Raw genomic sequence first — 18985 nt, 5'->3', positions numbered from 1 at the left:
CCAGGAACTGACAAAAGAGTTCACGACCGGTTGCACCTCGTTACGAAAATCGTTAAAGTCCGCAATTTTCCGTTTCAATTGACATGGATGAACCCAAATTGACGGGATCCACTGATCAGTGGCCGATTCAAAGCTGATCAGATTCTAATCAAGGTGATCAAAAGGTGATCAAAAGGTGATCAAGCTGATCAATTTGCTCAATCTGATCAAAACTTGAGCGATTGGTGGTCAAATGCCGGTCGATCGCTGGTTAAAATTTGGGCCGCTGGCGGTCTAGAGGATGGCCAGTTCAAAGGCGCACAAAATTGCATCAAATCGCACAAATTGACGAAAAATTACAGTCGATCGGGGTGAATCGAGACGGATGCTGCCATCGGAGCTATTAATTCATCGACGACGCGGCGAACAAATTATCCCGAAGCGCTTGCCTTTGGGCCCAGAGCACCTCAGCCAAGCCCAGGCCACAATCGCCCAATTTCAAGCGGCCGTGGGTCAGCCTAAATTGCAACTCGATCGCACCTTGGCTGAACTAGAAGGCACTAGCCCAGATTTCAAAGTGCAGCGAGGATTTGCGCATTTGTTGGAATCGGGATTTTCGACCTTTGAAGTGGTCAGCCCGATCGAGCCGCTTGCCCTCCGTCAGCGGGTCTTTGCCTTAGCCAATGCTCAGCCTCCCAGCCGCGATCGCGCTGGGTCCGTTTGGGAACAGGTGGCCCGGGAGTTGTCCACGGAGGGCGATCGGGAAGTTTTGCCCTCGGAATTACAGCAATCTTTATATGCTGATTTGCCCCAAAACCGAATTTTGACGCAGTTTGATCCTCCCACCCCCGAAGCCCTGATTCATCGCTATAACCTGTCCCAAGTTCAGGGAATTTTCTATCGCGCAAGTCACCTAAAAATTGATGCCTATCGCAATGATCCCGGTGAGTATAAATTGCTCTTTCGCTATTTAAAACTCTTTCAATTAATGACCTATATTGAAGGTGATGAAGACACAGGATTTACAATTAGTGTGGATGGGCCCGCCAGTTTGTTCAAAGCCAGCACGCGCTATGGTTTATCGCTGGCAAAGGCGATCCCAGCCCTGTTGCATGTGACGAAATGGCGGGCAACGGCCACCTTGCAGGATCCCGATCCCCTCACCCGATCGCCCCAAGAACGGTTCTATGAACTGACGGCAGATTGCGGCTTAGTCAGTCATTACCCAGCCGGTAAACCCTTTGACAGCTTAATTGAAGAATCTTTTGCCAAGCGCTGGAAAAGCACCAAAACCGATTGGAAGCTGGAACGCGAAGTGAACCTGATTCCCATTCCTGGCAGCGTGGCCATTCCGGATTTTCGGTTGGTGCATCCCGATGGGCGATCGTGGATCTTAGAAATTGTGGGCTATTGGCGACCGGACTATCTGCGCAAAAAGTTCGCCCAGGTGATCAAGGCCGATCGCCCCGATTGGGTTTTGGCCATTTCCGAGCGCTTAAACCTAGAAAAGGCGGGTCTCGATGCACGCCAACTACCCGCCAAGGTGATTTGGTTCAAGGATCGGTTGGCTCCCAAGGCGGTTTTGGAAGCGATCGGGGAAACCGATCCCTAGGGGCAAAAAACGCTGATCGCCTAGGGGCTGTTGAGGAAAATGCCCAGCGCACCATGCACTCGGGCCGCGCTGCGGGACGGGCGATCGACAATCCGCCCACCCACAACCAACGTGGTGGAACTGCCGCCATCGAGGTTCACCCCGTTCACAATCCCCATTTGCCGCATTAATTGCGCCATTTCCGAGAGCGACGGGCCGCGACCGCCCACGCGATTTTGCACAGCCACCACCAACAACCGACCATCAGCCGTTTGTCCAAAGCCACTGCGTGCCGCCAACTCCACAATGAAGGCATCGCTGAAGCCTTCGCGTTTGGCATCCAAGACAATTTGCCCGTTTTGCAGCATCAGAGGGCCAGCGGCAACAATCTGGGGTAAGCCGTCAAAGCCGCTAGGGTTGCTGCTGCTTTGCAACCGCACAGTGGTTCCCACAGGCAAGGCCGCCGCCACGCTGGAGAGCGATCGCGCCACGAGCAGATAACCATTGGCCGGAATCGGAAAATTGCTGCTGCCGGCTGTGCCCCCCGTGAGCTGTTGCGCCACCCGATCGCCCTGCACCAAAATGCCTAATTCCCCATCGCTGAGGGTTTTGTAGCTGCTGCCCCAATCGCTGGTGTAGCGAGCAATGCCCCCTTGGATGTAGCCACTGTTGAGGGTGGTGAGCGTCCAATTTTGGCTGCCAGCGCTGATTTGCTCCCGCAGTTGCAGGCGATCGAACAAAAATTGCCCCGCATCATTCCAACCCACGGCCCCACGACCCAGGATCGGCCCCGACAGCCACCGGCCATCGCGCCGCAGGGCCCCCAAGGGCAGTTGGGTGTTGCGGTTGAAGTAACCGCCATTGATACCAGCAGGCGCTTCCCACTGGCGGATGGTTTGCACAAGGGGGGCAATGCCCGTTTGGCCGGCCGCGTTGGGCGGCAGGGGCCGCAGCCGCAGACCCGGTTGGCGCGGGTTCAGCTCCAGCCATTGCACCGGAAACCGGGCAGACCCAAGGCTGAGGTATTGTTGCCGCCAGGTGAGGCCGTTGGCCCAGGCGATCGAGCGGCTGGGGAGCCAATCGGGCCGCAGATCAATCACCAGTCGATCGGGCTGCACCAGGGTGAACGCCCTGGGCCGCGATCCGCTGGGAATGGGAATCCGGATGATGGTGCGGTTTCCGGCGGCGGTGATGTCGAGGGTGCTGCTGTTGGGCGGCAGGGCCGATCGGGCATCGAGGGCCACGATCAGGGTGCTGCCGTCTTCTTCCAGTTGCACCGCCGTGGGCCGATCGAAGTCCAACACATAGCGCGGGCCCCAAGCCTGATTGCCTTGGCGCAAGGTTCGGAGGGTGGAAACGGCGGCGGTGATGTCCAGGGTGCTGCCGTTGGGCCGCAACTGCCACCCCCGATCGCGGGCCCAATCGGTAATGTCCAAATAGCGAAAAGCACCAATTTGCCGAGCCGCCAGGGTCACGGGCATGGGCGAAAACCACTGAATTGGCTGGCGATCGGGCGCATTGGTATCCAGCAAATCAGCCCCCACCAACTGGGCGATCGCCCCGTCGGATAGGCCAATGCGGGTTTGGCCGTTCTCGCTCCAGCGGGCCCAACTGGCCCAACTGTTGGGAATCGATCGGCCATTTACCGTGATTTGGGTGCTGGTTTCTGCCCCGGCCGCCACTTGGGCAATCACCGACAGCGGCAACAGGGAATCGGCTTCGCTCAAGGACTCGGAACCGGTGAATTCAGAACCGTTTGACACAGAACCCATCGATCCAAAATTTGCGGATTTTTCAGATGCTTTTGCTAATTCAGCGGCTAATTCAGAATTGTCAGAATTGGCGGACTCAGAACCCATGGGCCCGGATGCTGCACTGGGTAAGGCGATCGGTGCAACGGACTTCAGGCTAGCGGCTTGCATTCGGGGTTGGGGAGCCGTTTGGGCCAGGCCAGGCATTGCCCCCCACCCCAGGACGATCACCCCACCCACGCCCAGCCACCAGCGGCCCGAGCCTGTTGAGTCGAATTGCTGACCCGATCGCCCATAGCCACGTCGGCTCGATCGACTGTGTGCTTGCTTGCTCTGCACCGTTGTCACCCCAATTCTTGCCATGACTGCAAATTACCGATCGCCAGTCCACTGATTGCCAATGATTGCTAATCGATCAATCCCGATCGCCCCGCACTGCTCGCCACATCCGTCAGCAATAAGTCATTGATTAGCCCACTGGAAAGCCCGCCGCCTCGATCGCCTCGCGGATCGTGCCTTCTGCCGACTGGGTTTCCACAATCACCTGCTTGGTGGCCGGATCGCCCTGCACCGTCGCTTGGGGATCCACTTCTTGCACCGCGCGGGTAATGGCCGCCGCACAGGAAGCACAGGCCATGCTAGGAACCGTAAATTGCAGTGTCATAGACTCTTGAAAATCTTAAAAATGACGTTCAAATGGCCTTGAAACCACATTGAATAATCACGCTCCAAGAGCGCGGCCGGGGCGCAAGCTAATTTCCAGACGCTTGGCCAAGCGGTACACTGGCAACCGTCGCCCAGCCTAGCATTATCGCCCTCGATCGCTCATGGATCTGCAACTGGTTCAGTTTCTAATTAACGGGGTCGCCGTCGGCTGCATCATTGCCCTTGCCTCCGTGGGTTTAACCCTCACCTACGGCATTTTGCGCTTGTCAAACTTCGCCCATGGGGACTTGATGACCCTCGGAGCCTATCTGGCTTGGGTCGCCAACAGCGCGGGGGTAAATATTTGGCTGGCGATCGCCCTCGGAGCCGTGGGAACCATTGGCGTGTCCCTGCTGAGCGAAGTGGCGATTTGGCAACCCATGCGCCAACGCCGGGCCAACTCCACCACCTTGATCATCATCTCGATCGGGGTGGCCTTGTTCCTTCGTAACGCGATCGTCCTGATTTGGGGCGGCAACAACCAAAACTATGACCTGCCCGTGGCTGCTGCCTTTGACCTGTGGGGGCTGAAGGTCAAGTTTTACAACATTGTGGTGGTAGGTTTGGCGGCCCTGGCGATCGCCGGTTTGCATTACCTCCTGCAAAACACCAAGGTCGGCAAGGCCATGCGGGCTGTGGCCGATGACGTGGACTTGGCACGGGTGACCGGCATCAACGTGGATTGGGTGGTGCTGTGGACTTGGATCATTGCCGCTGGCCTGACGGCTTTGGGCGGCGGCATGTATGGGCTGCTAACGGCCGTGCGCCCCAACATGGGCTGGTTTTTGATTGTGCCGATGTTTGCCTCGGTAATTTTGGGCGGCATTGGCAATCCCTACGGGGCGATCGTGGGTGGCCTGGCGATCGGGATTGCCCAGGAAGTCAGCACCTATTGGCTGCCCACGGAATACAAGATGGCTGTGGCCTTGGTGATGATGGTTTTGGTGCTGCTGGTGCGGCCGCAAGGTCTGTTTCGGGGCACAACTTAAAAGTGGCAGCCTGAGAAATCAAGACAAACTCGAAAAAACCAACTCAAAACGACCAGCTCAAAACCACAAACTCAAAACCACAAACTCGAAAAACAAGATCCACAGGCCACTATTGCGAATCGATCGGCCAGCTTGCGAGGCATCGGTAACCGTTGAATAACCCCGATCCGGTTGATCAACCCCCACCCGCTGACGGCCGTTTCGGCGGTTTGAAGCATCACAGCGGCGCAGGGATACGGAAAAACAGTAGCGGTTACTACATCAACCTTGACGAACTCCGTTCGCAATTGCCGTTATTTAACCTGCTCGCCTGGAAATTCTCCTGAAACTGGCCCCACTGACTGGAAGCAGTAGATCAGCCAGCCAGGAGGGGATTTCATGCTTGCTCAAGCCACACCGCCAGGGTTACCAGATACCCAACCAACGGATGTTTTGTTGGGGCAAATTGAAGCGGAACTAACGCGCAGTTTGGTTTATCAGCAGGCGATCGCCTCCTTGCAGGATTTGTTGGGTGAATCGGCGGAGGCGGCGCGGCGAGCGTTGGTGACGGTGGGCCGAGAGGCGGCGCAGCTTGCGTTGCGCCGTAGCCAGTCGATGGCTGTGCCGATCGCCCTGCAAGAGCCAATGACCCCGGCCGCCGGTTTAGCGATCGCCCGCCAACAGGCCGGGGCGATTGGTCTTTGGCCGGATCCCGCTATGGTTCCGGCTCCCACTGACAACCCTTTTGATTTGCCTGAGTTGTTGATGAACGTGTTTGAAGGAACTTGGGCCACGCCGGATTACCAGAACACCGCTACCCAGCAGCCGATCATTGATGCCACACCCCAGGGCAAAGCGCCCCGGAAGGCAGGGTTAAACGGGTCAAGGCTAAATGATGCAGATTTGAGCGATTCAGGGCTGAATCATTCAGGGCCGAATCACTCGGGACTGAATCATTCACCGCTCAACGATGCAGCGCCCAGACCCTTGAGCAGTCCCCTGAGCAATCCCCGATCGGTCGTCGCCATTACCCTACCGGAGATGGATCCAATGGATTGGGATGAGAGTTTGCGGGCCATGGGTCGCACCTTGGCCGAGGTTCGGCAACAGTTGGGCTTCAACTTGGAACAAATCCATGTGCGCACCCACATTCCTTTGCGCCATTTACAGGCGATCGAGTCCGGCGACCTGAGCCGCTTACCGGAGCAGATTTATGTGCGTGGTTTTGTGCAGCGGATGGCGGAAGCGTTGGGCCTGGATGGCAAGGCATTGGCGGCCGCGTTGCCCCGCACGGAATCGGTGGCGGTGGTTCCCGATTGGTCGCAGCGCGATCGCAGCACCAACCCTGCTTTGGAACTGAAGCCTTGGCATCTCTACGCGGGCTATGGGGTGATGGTGGCTAGTGGGTTGGCTTGGGTTTCCCATGCGGCTCCTGGTGCCAGCTCGCAACCGCTCAAGCCGGTGATTCTCGATCGTGAAGCGGTGGTGTCTCCGCCCACCAAGGCCGACCAGCCCCAATCGGCTCCCGCCACCGAGGCCGAAACCCTGGATTCTTTCATTGCTCCGCCGGAAGCCACGCGCTAGGGTCAAGGCCGCTTGATGGGGCGAAATTTTGGGTGCAATCTTGGGCGAGTTCGACATGGTGGAGCGGTTGCGCTGCTCTGGCCCTGGCCGATCGCCTTGAAATTAGCCATCTTTAGCCATCCGTTGATTAGCCCTTAAACTGGCGATCGTTGCGTTTGGCTTCCCCTATGATGGCTTCGATCGCCCCATCCCCCGCCCAGTTGGCAGCATTTGACCAGGCCTTGGAACGGGCTTTGGCCGGTGCGTTGCTGTCGCCCTCTGAAGGGTTGGTGTTGCTGGAAACGGCCTATCAATCCAAGGATTCGGCCCCGCGCGATCGACTGCGATCGGTGGCGGATCAGCTTCGGCAACGGCAAGCGGGCGAAACGGTCACTTACGTGATTAACCGAAATATTAATTTCACCAATATCTGCGAACAGCATTGCAATTTCTGTGCGTTTCGGCGGGATGCGGATCAGGCGGGGGCCTATTGGCTCGATCGGGCGCAAATTTTGGAAAAAGCCGCCGACGCGGTGGCCCGGGGAGCCACAGAAATTTGTATGCAAGGGGGACTGAACCCCGAGGCGAAATATCAGGGGCGATCGCTGGATTACTACTTGCAACTGGTGCGATCGATTAAAGACACCTTTCCCCAACTGCATCTGCACGCCTTTTCGCCCCAAGAAGTGCAGTTCATTGCCCGAGAAGATGGCCTGACCTTTGCGGCTGTGATTGGGGCCCTGCGCGATGCGGGAGTGGGGTCAATGCCCGGCACGGCGGCGGAGGTGTTGGTGGATTCGGTGCGGCGGATTTTGTGCCCGGAAAAAATCAACAGTGCCACTTGGTTGGAGATTGTGGAAACGGCCCATCGCCTGGGATTGCCCACCACCAGCACCCTGCTCTCGGGTCACATTGAAACCCCCGCTGAACAAATCGCCCACTTGGAACACCTGCGATTGCTCCAGCAACGATCGCGCGATCGGGGCGATCGGGGCATCACGGAGTTTATTCTGCTGCCCTTTGTGGGCCAGGATGCACCACCGGCCTTGCGACGACGAGTGGGCCGCGATCAACCAATTCTGATCGATGCCCTGATTTTGATGGCCGTGGCGCGGCTATACCTCGGCCCGGTGATTGCTAACCACCAGCCCAGTTGGGTGAAGTTGGGTCTGGCGGGAGCCACCGAAGCCTTGCGTTGGGGTTGCAATGATTTGGGCGGAACCCTGATGGAAGAGCACATCACCACCATGGCCGGAGCCACGGGCGGGACTTGCCAAAGCCCGGAGGATTTGCGTGGGGCGATCGCTGCCTTGGGCCGACCGGCTCGCCAACGGGACACCCTCTATGAGGCGATCGACGGCCCAATCAATGGGACAACTGATCCAGCCATCGACAGGGCGATCGATCCTTCCCGATCGGCCGCATAATGATCCGGCTGTTGCGATCGCCCGCACCCCCATGGACTATCCCGATGCAATGCCCGCCGACTTGGCCCCCGACGCGATCGAGCCGGTGGCCCGCCCGCCCCTAACCACCGAGGATTTGGAGCCACCCACGGATCTGAGTTTGCAGTTGCCAGATCCGGAAGACGACAAAATCAGCTTCAGCGATTTCCAAATCCAAATTGACAATGCCTGGCGCGTTTGCGATCGCTTCGACCTGCAAACGGATATTTGGCGGGGACGGATTTTGCGGATTGTGCGCGATCGGGAAAAACGCAGCGGTGATGGCCGGGGCACGGGCTTCCTGAACTGGCTGAAGGATCGTGAAATCAGCAAAAGTCAAGCCTATAGCCTGATTGAGCTGGCCGACAGCGCCGATCGACTGATGGATCAAGACGCACTGGAACCGGAAACCCTTCGCCACTTCAGCAAGCGTGCCTTTGTGGCCACGGCCAAAGCCCCCGCCGAAGTGCAACACATGGTGGTGGCCGCGGCTCATCAGGGCGATCGAATCGCCACCAACACCGTTCGTCGCCTCACCGATGAGTGGCAGGCCGCCACCTCTGAGCTGCTGCCCGAAAACATTCGCATCAAAGCCGCCGAGCATTCCCTGCCGGCCCGCTACCTTGCGCCCCTGGTGCGGGAAATGGAAAAGCTACCCGAGGTGCATCAGGTGGCCCTGCGTGAGGAAATTGAAGACCAACCGGATAAGGAAACGGTGAAACAGGCCACGGCCCAAGCGAAATTTTTGGCGCGATATTTGGATGCGGCCACGCGAGTTGCGGCACTCGATCGCCCGGAACTGGATCTAGAACAGGCCCTGGAAGAAGCCCTGCGGCTCGGTAGCTTGAATTTGGCGGCGGACTTGGTGAACCAAGCGGCCCAACTGGAACAGGCGATCGCCAAAACCTACAGCAGTTGGAAACGGGTGCGCGACCTGGCCGATCGGCTCTGGGTAGATAGCGGAGCCAGCACCCCCCACCTCCGCAACCTGATTAGTTGTCTGGGAACTCTTTCCAGCGAGCAAGTCAGCGTTCCCCTGGCCGGTGGGGGCGATCGGGTCGTGCGCTTGCAAGTGCTAGAAGAAGCCGAAGTTGGAGCCGAAGTCGAACCATTCCCAGCGCCATAAACCAGTCCCCAAGGGATATCAAAAGCCAGGGCAAGATGATTGGGTTTTTGAATTAAATTCGCCAATTTGATGGATCAGGTAAATTTTTAGAATCGATCCAGAAATTTGGAGAAAATCACCCCTCCTATTGTCGAAAAACGCCCAAAAACCGACAAAAATGCCCATCACCGTCAATCGTTAGAATCACGCAGGATCCGTGAGGATCCATCGCTAGGCAATTACTAAGCCGCATGTCAAAATCGCGATGATGGTTGACGGCGGCACAGTACTTAGCGCAGACGGTGACACGGGCTATGGCAACAAAACGGACGAACGTGAAGACGGCGTTAGGGCGAATTGCGATCGCCCAGGGCCTGGGATCTCTGCTCTGGTCGGGGGGGCTGTGGGGGCCGATCGCGCCGGGCTGGGCGATCGAGCCGGAAGCCACCCAAACGCCCCAACGACTGGCCCAACTCCCCCCCGACACCCGCCCGGTTCCCGACCTCAACCGCGATCGGTTTCCCCAAACGGGCCCAGACCCGCTGCAACCCCTGCCGGACGATCGCCCCGCGATCGACTCGCCCAACCCGATTACGCCACCCCAGCCCTTGGATCCCAATGCGCCCCGCTTTTTGGTGAAGCGAATTGTGGTGGAAGGCAGCACCTGGCTCTCGGCCGCCGAACTGGCCGCCCTAACCCAACCCAGCGAGGGCCGCGAACTCACCCTCAGTGAACTGCAATCCCTGGCCGACCGCATCACCCAGCGGTATTTGGACGCGGGCTATCTCACCTCCCGTGCCTACGTGCCCGAACAGACGATCGGCCCCGATGGGATTGCCAAAATCGCCGTTATTGAGGGCTACCTCTCAGATATTCGGATCGAAGGAACCCAGCGCCTGAGCCAAAACTACCTGCGATCGCGCATTCAACTGGGAGCCGGTCGCCCCCTCAACGCCGCCCACCTGGAAGACCAACTGCGGCTGCTGAAAGCGAATCCACTGCTAGAGACGATCGAGGCCAGCTTGCGAGCCGGTAATGATCCTGGCGAAAGCGTCCTCACCGTCCGAGTCACCGAAGCCAAAGCCTTGCGCGGCAGCATCAGCACCGACAACTACTCACCCCCCAGTATTGGCTCCGAACGCGGCATCCTTGCCCTGCAATATCGCAACTTGACGGGCATTGGCGATGAAGCCAGCTTCAGCTACAGCCACACCTGGCAAGACGGAGCCGACGTGTTGGATTTTGGCTATCGTCTGCCCGTGAACCCCATGGAAGGCACGATCCAGTTTCGGTTCTCGCCCAACTGGAACGAAATTGTGCAGCCCCAGTTTGCGGAATTGGGAATTCGCGGCAAATCCCAGCTTTATGAAGTGACTTACCGCCAGCCCCTCGTGCGATCGCCCCGCGAAGAATTTGCCCTTTCCCTAGGATTCAGTCACCAGCGCGGTCAAACCTTCCTGTTTGATGACGTGGGCTTTCCCTTTGGCATTGGCCCCGACGAAGACGGCCGCAGCATCACCAGCGTGTTGCGGTTTGGGCAAGATTACCTGCGCCGCGACCCCAATGGGGCCTGGTTGTTGCGATCGCAGTTCAACCTAGGAACCGGCCTGTTTGATGCCACCACCAACGACGGCGACGACCCCGACGGGCAGTTTTTTAGCTGGAATGGCACGGTTCAGCGAATTCAGCGTCTGAATCCCACCCATCTGTTGATTCTGCAAGCGGATGTGCAATTGGCCTTTGATGAACTATTAGCCTCACAGCAGTTTGTGATCGGTGGGGGGCAGTCCGTGCGCGGGTTCCGCCAAAACGTGCGATCGGGCGATAGCGGCTTTCGACTGTCCGTGGAAGATCGCATTACCCTGCTGCGCGACTCCTCTGGCGCACCCACCCTCACCCTGGCTCCCTTCATTGATGCGGGATATGTTTGGAACCATGGCAACAACCCCAACTCCATCCCAGATCAGCGGTTTCTGGTCGGTGCGGGAGCAGGACTGTTGTGGGAACCCTTCACGGATTTTCTGGTGCGTTTAGATTACGGTCTGCCGTTGGTGGATTTGGACGATCGCGGCTCCAATGCTCAAGATTCCGGAGTCTATTTCAGCGTCACCTACCGGTTCTAAATCGTGTTTGTGCCATTTTTCCTGTGAGTTTGATGGGGTTTGCTGCTGAAAACAATTCCCCGCCCGATCGACCGATCGGGCGGGGAAGCAATAAGCTGGAAACTTGAAAAAAAGGGACAGGCAAAACCAACGACCAGCACCCTGCAAAAGGGTTGCGCAATATTACAGGTCGATCGGGATTACAGGTCGATCGGGGCCACCACTTCCACCAACTCCGCTTCTAACCGCAGGGATCCCGAGGGCATCTCTTCCACCTCAGCCCGCTGCTGGCGAGCACTCCAGGCAATCAACCCCGGCAAAACCAAGCACAGCGCGCCGCTACCAATGCCGCACAGCGTAGCAATCGTCACTCCGCTATCCATAGCAACCCCTCCTGGCTTTGTATTGAGATTTGTATTGAAAACGAATTGGCGATGTTCGGTTCTGTTGTCAGGGAACCGATGCCCAAAAGTCGGGTCAAGCGGGGTCAAGTTGAGCGCTTCAACCCGCATTTCATTGTCGCTAAATTTCTGATCAAAACAGAAGGCTTTGGCGATTCAAAAAAGCTGTTTTGTGTATAAATTCCGCTAATGCTTGATGCCGATTGACTCCAATTGTTAATTAATAAATTCATAATTCTTTAAGATTCGAGACCCATTTCAGAGCCAAAATTCTCAGATCTTTTTAAGACATTCCAAAAGAAAGAAAATTATGCCATCAGTCTTTGGGGGAATTGCTGGGCGGAGGGCGATCGACTCTGCCGAAGGGGCAAGGGGGCGATCGATCCGGGCGATCGGCAAAAAATTCCCGTTCATCACCTCAAAAATCGTCATAACACTTATTCCTAGCTGCAAAACTGCCCCAGGCGAGAGGCTGCCCCCCCTTGCCCGCAAGATTTTGCAACGGTAAAACCAGAGTTTGGAGGATCCGAGAACAGGCTCTCCGCCCCAGATCGCAGGCCCAAAAGCAGCCCCAGATCGACGACTGAAACAAACCCTAGGACAGTTGCGTCATTGGCTTCAGCAGTTACCGAGCAAAACCGCTCAAAAAGCCGGTTTTTGCCCGCTAAACGTTGGGTCAGGCTGTGGCGTTCATGGAAGCGGCTAATCGTCCGCATCATGCCCAACTCAACTCGCGACAATCATCATTAGCTTTCATCACTCGCTCATTACTCACTTTGATGCCTTGCTTCCGCGCTTCCGCTGGCTGTCCTGGGGTCGCTTGGCCCTTGGACGACAGCCAGCGGGTAGCGGCGCTTGGGTGACGATCTTTGGGTGACGATCTGTAGATGTCAGGTGCGATCAGTCCTCGATCGACTTCCCGATCGGGTGTTTGCCCCCGCCTGTTGCCGTCCTTCGTTTAGTTTTCCCTATCACCAGGAGTTGAATCATGCCTACCGTCACTGTTGCCGGGACGATCAATGCCGTTGATGCCAATAACAGCGGTCTCTATCCGTTACGCACTGTGCCCTTTGGGGAATACACGATCACGGGATTAACGGCAGGCAGCACCCAAATTGTCGCCTCAGCCAATGCCAGCACCCTCGATCCCTACCTGCAAGTTTTTAAGAAGAGCGGCACAACCTTGACCCTGGTGGCCGATAACTACGACTCTTCGCCCACCAACAAAAATTCCTTGGTGCAATTTGCCGCCGAAGCGGGAACTCAGTACGTAGTGCGCATTGCCCGCAGCAGCGCCGATGCTGGAGGGTTTAACCTACAAGTGACCAATGATGCCAGCGCCGTGATTGCGGGGCCCACGGCCGCCGGGACGGCTGATCTGTCGGTGGGTGACATCACGAGTCAATCTTTCGCGTTCCCTTCCTTCCCCACGGTGGCGGAACTGGCCTCGCCCAACGGCATTCCTAGCGGCCCTTCCACAGGGCGCGATGGTCTGTCGGGGTTGCCCCTGTTTTACCTGTCTGACGATGCGGACAACACCAACTTGGGTGTGCGGGTCGAAACTAAGGGCTTTTTCGTGGTGGGTCTGAATGGCAACGACACCATTACTGGCTCCTCGGAGAATGATTTCTTCAACGGCAACCGGGGTAATGATGTGTTGCTGGGTGGGGATGGCATTGATCAAATTCGGGGCGGCAAAGACTCCGACAGCATTGATGGCGGCGCTGGCAACGAAATTATTCTCAATGGCAACGATGGCAACGATTTAGTGCGGGGCGGCGAAGGCAATGACACGGTGAATGGTGGCCGCAACTCCGATTTACTGTTTGGGGACAATGGGGACGATCAACTGTCGGGCGATTTTGGCCAGGATATTTTGACCGGGGGCGCGGGGGCTGATTCCTTTGTGCTGCGGGCCGATCGCGACACCACGGCGGGCTTGTCCAACACGGCAACCAGTGCCAACAGCGCCGATATTGTGGCGGATTTTGTGCTGGGAACAGACAAGATTCGGCTGAACACGAGCGATAGCCTGACGCTGGAGAAGCTGAGTTTTGAGTTTGTGGCGATTAATGTGTCCACGGAGATCACCGGGGCCCTCACAACGGGGGTGAAAACGGGCACAGCCATCAAGGTGAATGACCCAACTTCGGCGGTGAATGGTCAGTATTTGGGTGTGGTGTTGGGAGTGTTGCCGGGGGCGCTGAATCAGTCGGCTAACTTTACGGTTGGTTAGGGGTTGGGGTGCTGGGTTGATGGGTTTCCCTCTGACCCGCTGCACCTGACCCGCTGCATCTGATCCTTTGTGCCTCGGCCTTAAAAAGGGGATGAACCTGTGATCAGTTCATCCCCAATTACGTTTGGATTGGTCAAGTTTGTTCAGTCAAACTTGCACCATTTCGGTTGTGTTGATTCGGCCGCGCTTGCTCATCACCCACGATTGATCTGTGATCCGGCGAAGAGCAGCGGTCGATCGCCAACCCTAGCCAGACTAAGGAGTCGTGGTGGGGCTGGGGCTAGCAGCGGGGCTAGCGGCGGGGCTGGCAGCAGGGCTAGCTTCGGGGCTAGCAGCGGGGCTAGCAGCGGGGCTGGCTTCGGGGCTAGCAGCGGGGCTGGCTTCGGGGCTAGCAGGGGCTTCACCGCCGCCACCACCGCAAGCGGTTGCCAGACCGGCAACCAAGCTTGCAGCCACAACACCACGGGCAACGCGGGAAACCAAAGTCTTCAGGGTAGATTTCATGTTTGTTGTCACTCCTCAACAGCACAAAATGGGGTAGTCAAATGAACCCGACTGTCATCTTAAACGATGCGATCGGGAATCCGGGTAATTTGGCGGAGATCAGATTCCTGAGGATTCTATGACAACCGCCGCAATGGAGGTCGTGACCGCTCTCCATTGGGTTTTGGTCACGTTAACCCATCGTTAACCAAGAAACCTAACGCTGATTCTAGATCGACCTGTCGCTTTTGGTACGACAAGCGGGGCATTCTCGTGCAATGGTAGTTCGATTTTGCACTTTTCCTCAGCAATCGGTTGTAATTCGCCTAGTGCTGTGAGCCTGCGCTGGCGGAAACGCCTGACGTGGCAACCGATGCAGCCCCTCGGGGCCAGTTCAAGACGCGGTTGAGCTTGCCGCTCACGAGTCCTTCCAGGTCCAGGCAAACATACAAAAACCCCAGTTCTTGGAAATCTTGGACTAGTTTGGGCAGGTCGATCGCCCCCACAAAGTCCTTAATCAGCGCTGGCGGCAGTTCAATGCGGGCCGTGTCGCCCTCCGAGCGCACCCGCAAATCGCGATAGCCCAACTGTCGGAGATAGCGTTCGGCTCGACCCACCCGCTGCAATTTTTCGAGGGTGATGGTTTCGCCGTAGGGAAAGCGGGAACTCAGGCAGGGTTGGGCCGGTTTGTCCCACCAGGGCAAGGCCAATTGCTTCGAGAGTTCGCGCACTTCGAGCTTGCTGATCCCCAGCTCGGCCAGGGGCGATCGCGCACCTCGTTCCTTGGCGGCCTGGATCCCCGGTCGGTAGTCCCGGAGATCATCCCCATTCACCCCATCCACCACGTAGGGATAACCCCGGGCGATCGCGATCGGCTTCAAGGTGTCGTGTAGTTCGCTCTTGCAGAAATAGCAGCGATTGGTGGGGTTAGCGGCGTAGTTGGGGTTATTTAGTTCATGGGTTTGCACAATTTCATGGGCAATGCCGATGGCCGCCGCTTGGGCTTGGGCCTCCAGCAAGTCATCGGGCAACAGGGAAGGGGACTCGGCAGTGATGGCCACTGCGCGATCGCCCAGCACATCAAAAGCCACCTTTGCGACGAGAGTGCTGTCAATGCCACCGGAGTAGGCAATGAGGGCGCGATCCATCTCTTGAAACAACGATCGAAGGCGATCCAGTTTGGCGGTGATCGTCATTTACCCATGCTCCATGGAACTTGCGAGAGAACTAGTTTAAAAGTTCCGTCGCGGCCTTTCCCAGCTATGCACACCCAATCTTGGATGTTTTGGGGTGATAGGGGCCTGGGTGGGTTCAGGATGGTTTCAGCCACAGGGCATCATCAGCCACGGGGCACTATCAGCCACGGGGCGTTATTTGAAAAAGCCCGTGAACGTGTAGCCCACACCCAACAGGAGGGCCACATCGGTGTTGTCGTCTAAGAAGGCGGCGGCCACTCGTCCGGTGGCTGTCCAGCGGTAACTGAGGGGGACATCAATGCCGCCTGTGAGCGCGAAGCCCACGTCTGTGTCATCGCCGAATAGGTCACTGATGGCCAAGCCGCCACCCACGAAGGGCACGATCGAGATGTCGCCCGTTTCCTGATTGCGAATGGGAAAATCAGCGGTTAGGGCAATCACCGAAGTGCCACCATTGCCCAAAATGCTGGCGTTGTGTAGGGAAAGGTTTTCGCTGAAAGCCGTTTTGCTCAGAAGGGCAAAGCCGCCTTCACCCAGGGCGCTGGAATCGTCATCGCCGCTCAGGCCGATCGCCCCACCAATACCGATGTAGCTAAATTTGCTGCTGGTGCGGCGGCCATTGGCGGCGCGATCGGGCTGTTGAGCAAGCTGACCATCGAAATGCGAGTCGGCTTCCAAAGCAGCAGGGGCAACGGCGAGGGTGGGCACTGCTTCCTGCAACCGATTGGCCTGAGTGGAGGGCGCACCGAATTGATCAAGGGCGATCGGCTGGCGGCTGTCTTGCTCGGTGGCGGGCAAGTCTGCCGCCAATTCCGTCAGCTCAGCAGCGGGGGTTGCTTGGGCCGGTTGGCCAACGGCTCCTAACCCGATCGTGAACGCCAGGGCCAAGCCAGCCCGTAGGGGATCGAACATCAAAGGCATGGTCTACACTCCTCCACAATCAACGGCAACAGACGACAAGGCAAGCAACTCAAGATCAGCAACTCAAGATCAGCAACTGTTGAGCAGCCCATCATGGAGACTTGTTGGGCGATAGGTTGAGCCGCTTGCCCGATCGTGATGGGTTGAACCGTGGGCGATGGGTTGCCAGCGGCCAAAACCGGGTTCCCCAGGTCTCAACAGGTCTCCATGGATGTGGGCTGAGGGGTCAGTCCCTCCAGTTGCCGCGATTATAGGAATTGCCCTTGAGCGCACCATGGGGTGAGTGCCAGCCCCCCATCTGGGCTAAGGGGGTTGGGCCAGTTGCCCGGCAGACTATGCCACCCATGAAAGGTTCTGAACTGAGGACTCTAAATTTGCAGCACCCCCTCAGGCCGAACAGTCAACAGGGTGCGGCGTTGTAATCCTTCCTCATGACAAATTTCATTGGCTGCTAGCAGGCCACTGCTGATAGCCCGTTCCATCAGACCGCAAGGGAAGGGCATTTTCACCCAATCGCCCGCAAACATGAGGTTGGTTGCGCCCGATCGCGTGGCAGGGCGTTGGGAATAACTGCCGGGGGGGAAGCCAGAGAAATTCTTTTGGTTCACCAGCTCGCGATGCAAAATTGTGGCTCCCTTGAGGGCCGGCACCAACTCGTATAGCTCCTGCTCAAAGGTGGTGAGCAGGGCTTCTTGGGTGGGGAATTCGGCTTCTTTGTAGCAGTAAGCATGGAGTTCAATCACGCTGCCCCCTGTGCGATCGGCCCAGGCTTTGTAGTCCTCTTGGATTTTGTGATAGCGGGTGATGCTGTCCGTTAGGCGGTAACCCGAGAGGGAGGTGAACTCGCTTTGATCCCAATCAAAGTCGCGATCGAACCAGATGCGAGCCACCGCAAAGGGATCCGCCACGGTGAGCTGGGCCACTTGCGATCGGGTGGGTTCAGCCACGTCTCCTTCGGCAATGTCAAACAGATGGCGAATGCCTTTCACATCCGCTGCAAACACGAAATAGTCCGCTTCCACCACCTGGCTCGGAGTCCGATCGACCGCTGCGGCCGCCAATTGCACCCGATCGCCCGATCGCTGCTCCACGTTGTAGCGAGCTAGGGGCTTGGTGGCGGGCCCCTGAAGCACCTTGCCCTCGCGATCGAACCGGGCCCCATGGCAAGGACATTGGAACGTGCCGTCTGCCTGGGGAGCCACCGTACAGCCCTGGTGCGTGCAGGTTAACGACAGCGCCGATCCCTCCGCCACCGCATAGACCTCATCGCCGCCCCCAAAATATTCCGGGTGATTCGCCAGCGGTTGAGCTGTGACCGGCTGCTCGGTGGCCGCAACCTTCTGGGTTTCTGGGCGCTGGGACGTGGCTTGGGCACTGGCTTCGTTCAGCGAACTGTGGCGATCGACCCAGAACGGAACTGGAATGGCGGATCCTGTTTGGCGATAGCTCAGGGATGTGATTTGTTGATCCTGCCACGCCACCTGATCGACCTGAGCATTGGCGATGACTTTGCCCCCGTTGGCCTCGATCGCCCGCATCATCGGCTCCACCAACGTGCGGCCCATGTCCTGCTTTGTGCCGTTAAAGGCCAGCCCCTCCGGATTGCCAAAGAAATAGAAATGGAAAAACTGCATTAACTCGCCCGCACTCAGCACATCCGGCGAGTTGAGCGTGGATTTGCCAAAGGGTAGGAAATACAGGTCATATAGTCCCTTGGGGAAGTCATTGGCCGCCCAGTCTGTCACGGCGATCGCATCGAGTTCCTCGTAGGTCTTCGTGGGTTCAAATCCCGTAATGGCCCGAAACACGGCCCAATGGGCAGGGCTGGTGAGATTTAAGCCCCAACGAAACCGATTCGGCGAAGAAATGGCCAAATCGACAATATTCCAAGGGAAGGATGAATGGGTGGGGCGAAACACTTCCGGCGCGTAGGTTTCATCCTTGTAGAGCACTGAGTAGCGCTCCAGGGACAGAAAATCCTGACGGATATTCATTTCTTCCGTCAGGGCCCACAGGTTGTAGTACTGCGGGAAAAAGCCATGGAACCCATGCTCCATCATCAGCGATTCACCATTGACCGTGATGGGCCAACTGGCGATTTTGCCGCCCAAGTGGGGCGATCGCTCCAGTAATGTCACCGCAAATCCGCGTCGGCTCAATTCATAGGCCGCTGCCAAGCCCGCCAAGCCACCACCGACCACAGCCACCCGCTTAGGGCGATCGTCCGGTAACCGCGTTGGCAATGTCAGGCGATCGGGTTGATATTGACTAGGCTCCGGCTTCATGAACCGCGAGTAGCCGAGGGCGCTGCCCACCGCACCCACACCAAGCAACTGCAAAGCTGTGCGACGCGAAAACGTTGATGCAGGATCCATTGATGCCGAGTCCGTTGATCCAGAATCCGCAGAATTCGGCTGGGGAAAAAGAGTCATGGGGAAAGGAAGACAGTAAACGGCACAAGTTACGGCACAAATTCCTGAACTTGCTCTTGAACTTGTTCAGGAACCGGTTTCCGAGTTGCCAACAGGGCCAAGTGGTG

14 protein-coding genes are annotated in these 18985 nt (G+C 57.5%); 7 read left to right on the top strand and 7 right to left on the bottom strand.

Going from position 1 to position 18985, the window contains the following annotated elements; all coding sequences use genetic code 11:
* Positions 1-364 precede the first annotated feature (364 nt).
* Positions 365-1591, top strand: coding sequence for a DUF790 family protein (locus tag ACZA91_RS03795; protein ID WP_463184765.1), 1227 nt, complete (start codon positions 365-367; stop codon positions 1589-1591).
* Positions 1592-1611: 20 nt separating this feature from the next.
* Here ACZA91_RS03795 and ACZA91_RS03790 read toward each other — a convergent pair whose 3' ends face one another.
* Both ACZA91_RS03790 and ACZA91_RS03785 read right to left on the bottom strand, forming a co-directional pair.
* Complete coding sequence (locus tag ACZA91_RS03790) at positions 1612-3684, bottom strand: phosphodiester glycosidase family protein (protein WP_463184763.1); 2073 nt, start codon at positions 3682-3684, stop codon at positions 1612-1614.
* Between the two features lie 106 nt (positions 3685-3790).
* Positions 3791-3985 (bottom strand): heavy-metal-associated domain-containing protein, encoded by a 195-nt coding sequence (locus ACZA91_RS03785; RefSeq protein ID WP_099531830.1) that lies wholly within the window; start codon positions 3983-3985, stop codon positions 3791-3793.
* Positions 3986-4148: 163 nt separating this feature from the next.
* Here ACZA91_RS03785 and ACZA91_RS03780 point away from each other — a divergent pair, with 163 nt between their 5' ends.
* The 5 genes from ACZA91_RS03780 to ACZA91_RS03760 all read left to right on the top strand — a co-directional run bounded on the left by ACZA91_RS03780 (position 4149) and on the right by ACZA91_RS03760 (position 11230).
* Entirely contained in the window at positions 4149-5015 is an 867-nt protein-coding gene (locus ACZA91_RS03780; RefSeq protein ID WP_190354140.1) for a branched-chain amino acid ABC transporter permease, read from the top strand.
* Positions 5016-5393: 378 nt separating this feature from the next.
* The gene (locus ACZA91_RS03775) at positions 5394-6578 is read left to right on the top strand and encodes a helix-turn-helix domain-containing protein (protein ID WP_463184761.1); all 1185 of its coding nucleotides are present in this window, start codon (positions 5394-5396) and stop codon (positions 6576-6578) included.
* Between the two features lie 167 nt (positions 6579-6745).
* Positions 6746-7984, top strand: coding sequence for a 7,8-didemethyl-8-hydroxy-5-deazariboflavin synthase subunit CofH (gene cofH / locus ACZA91_RS03770; protein ID WP_463184760.1), 1239 nt, complete (start codon positions 6746-6748; stop codon positions 7982-7984).
* Between the two features lie 85 nt (positions 7985-8069).
* Positions 8070-9128 carry a hypothetical protein gene (locus ACZA91_RS03765; RefSeq protein WP_190526176.1) on the top strand — a complete coding sequence of 353 codons (1059 nt, stop codon included), beginning with the start codon at positions 8070-8072 and terminating at the stop codon, positions 9126-9128.
* A gap of 293 nt (positions 9129-9421) precedes the next feature.
* On the top strand, positions 9422-11230 hold the full coding sequence (locus ACZA91_RS03760; RefSeq protein ID WP_463184758.1) for a ShlB/FhaC/HecB family hemolysin secretion/activation protein: 1809 nt from the start codon (positions 9422-9424) through the stop codon (positions 11228-11230).
* A gap of 179 nt (positions 11231-11409) precedes the next feature.
* Here the strand turns inward: ACZA91_RS03760 and ACZA91_RS03755 are convergent, their stop codons facing one another.
* The gene (locus ACZA91_RS03755; RefSeq protein ID WP_099531833.1) at positions 11410-11592 is read right to left on the bottom strand and encodes a hypothetical protein; all 183 of its coding nucleotides are present in this window, start codon (positions 11590-11592) and stop codon (positions 11410-11412) included.
* A 1006-nt stretch (positions 11593-12598) separates the two neighbouring features.
* On the opposite strand from ACZA91_RS03755, the gene ACZA91_RS03750 reads away from it, so the two are divergent.
* On the top strand, positions 12599-13846 hold the full coding sequence (locus ACZA91_RS03750; RefSeq protein ID WP_190525775.1) for a calcium-binding protein: 1248 nt from the start codon (positions 12599-12601) through the stop codon (positions 13844-13846).
* 255 nt (positions 13847-14101) lie between these two features.
* On the opposite strand, the gene ACZA91_RS03745 is transcribed toward ACZA91_RS03750, so the two are convergent.
* The 4 genes from ACZA91_RS03745 to ACZA91_RS03730 form a co-directional block, all read right to left on the bottom strand.
* Positions 14102-14350: a hypothetical protein gene (locus ACZA91_RS03745; RefSeq protein WP_190354146.1), complete on the bottom strand. Its 249-nt coding sequence runs from the start codon at positions 14348-14350 to the stop codon at positions 14102-14104.
* Positions 14351-14655: 305 nt separating this feature from the next.
* A complete protein-coding gene (gene larE / locus ACZA91_RS03740; RefSeq protein WP_463184756.1) occupies positions 14656-15525 on the bottom strand; it encodes an ATP-dependent sacrificial sulfur transferase LarE in 870 nt (289 codons plus the stop codon).
* 174 nt (positions 15526-15699) lie between these two features.
* On the bottom strand, positions 15700-16446 hold the full coding sequence (locus ACZA91_RS03735) for a hypothetical protein (protein WP_463184755.1): 747 nt from the start codon (positions 16444-16446) through the stop codon (positions 15700-15702).
* A 368-nt stretch (positions 16447-16814) separates the two neighbouring features.
* Positions 16815-18821, bottom strand: a complete 2007-nt coding sequence (locus ACZA91_RS03730; RefSeq protein ID WP_463184754.1) for an FAD-dependent oxidoreductase — start codon at positions 18819-18821, stop codon at positions 16815-16817.
* Positions 18822-18985: the final 164 nt, after the last annotated feature.

This window comes from Limnothrix sp. CMB-01 (assembly GCF_055193175.1).
This window is presented reverse-complemented; position numbering and strand designations above follow the sequence as displayed.

Bases quoted from the DNA above. Each gene is read 5' to 3' on its own strand.
- larE (WP_463184756.1), bottom strand. From the start codon at position 15,525: ATGACGATCACCGCCAAACTGGATCGCCTTCGATCGTTGTTTCAAGAG.
- ACZA91_RS03790 (WP_463184763.1), bottom strand. From the start codon at position 3,684: ATGGCAAGAATTGGGGTGACAACGGTGCAGAGCAAGCAAGCACACAGT.
- ACZA91_RS03730 (WP_463184754.1), bottom strand. From the start codon at position 18,821: ATGGATCCTGCATCAACGTTTTCGCGTCGCACAGCTTTGCAGTTGCTT.
- ACZA91_RS03750 (WP_190525775.1), top strand. From the start codon at position 12,599: ATGCCTACCGTCACTGTTGCCGGGACGATCAATGCCGTTGATGCCAAT.
- ACZA91_RS03785 (WP_099531830.1), bottom strand. From the start codon at position 3,985: ATGACACTGCAATTTACGGTTCCTAGCATGGCCTGTGCTTCCTGTGCG.
- ACZA91_RS03775 (WP_463184761.1), top strand. From the start codon at position 5,394: ATGCTTGCTCAAGCCACACCGCCAGGGTTACCAGATACCCAACCAACG.
- ACZA91_RS03760 (WP_463184758.1), top strand. From the start codon at position 9,422: ATGGCAACAAAACGGACGAACGTGAAGACGGCGTTAGGGCGAATTGCG.
- ACZA91_RS03745 (WP_190354146.1), bottom strand. From the start codon at position 14,350: ATGAAATCTACCCTGAAGACTTTGGTTTCCCGCGTTGCCCGTGGTGTT.
- cofH (WP_463184760.1), top strand. From the start codon at position 6,746: ATGATGGCTTCGATCGCCCCATCCCCCGCCCAGTTGGCAGCATTTGAC.
- ACZA91_RS03795 (WP_463184765.1), top strand. From the start codon at position 365: ATGCTGCCATCGGAGCTATTAATTCATCGACGACGCGGCGAACAAATT.
- ACZA91_RS03755 (WP_099531833.1), bottom strand. From the start codon at position 11,592: ATGGATAGCGGAGTGACGATTGCTACGCTGTGCGGCATTGGTAGCGGC.
- ACZA91_RS03780 (WP_190354140.1), top strand. From the start codon at position 4,149: ATGGATCTGCAACTGGTTCAGTTTCTAATTAACGGGGTCGCCGTCGGC.
- ACZA91_RS03735 (WP_463184755.1), bottom strand. From the start codon at position 16,446: ATGCCTTTGATGTTCGATCCCCTACGGGCTGGCTTGGCCCTGGCGTTC.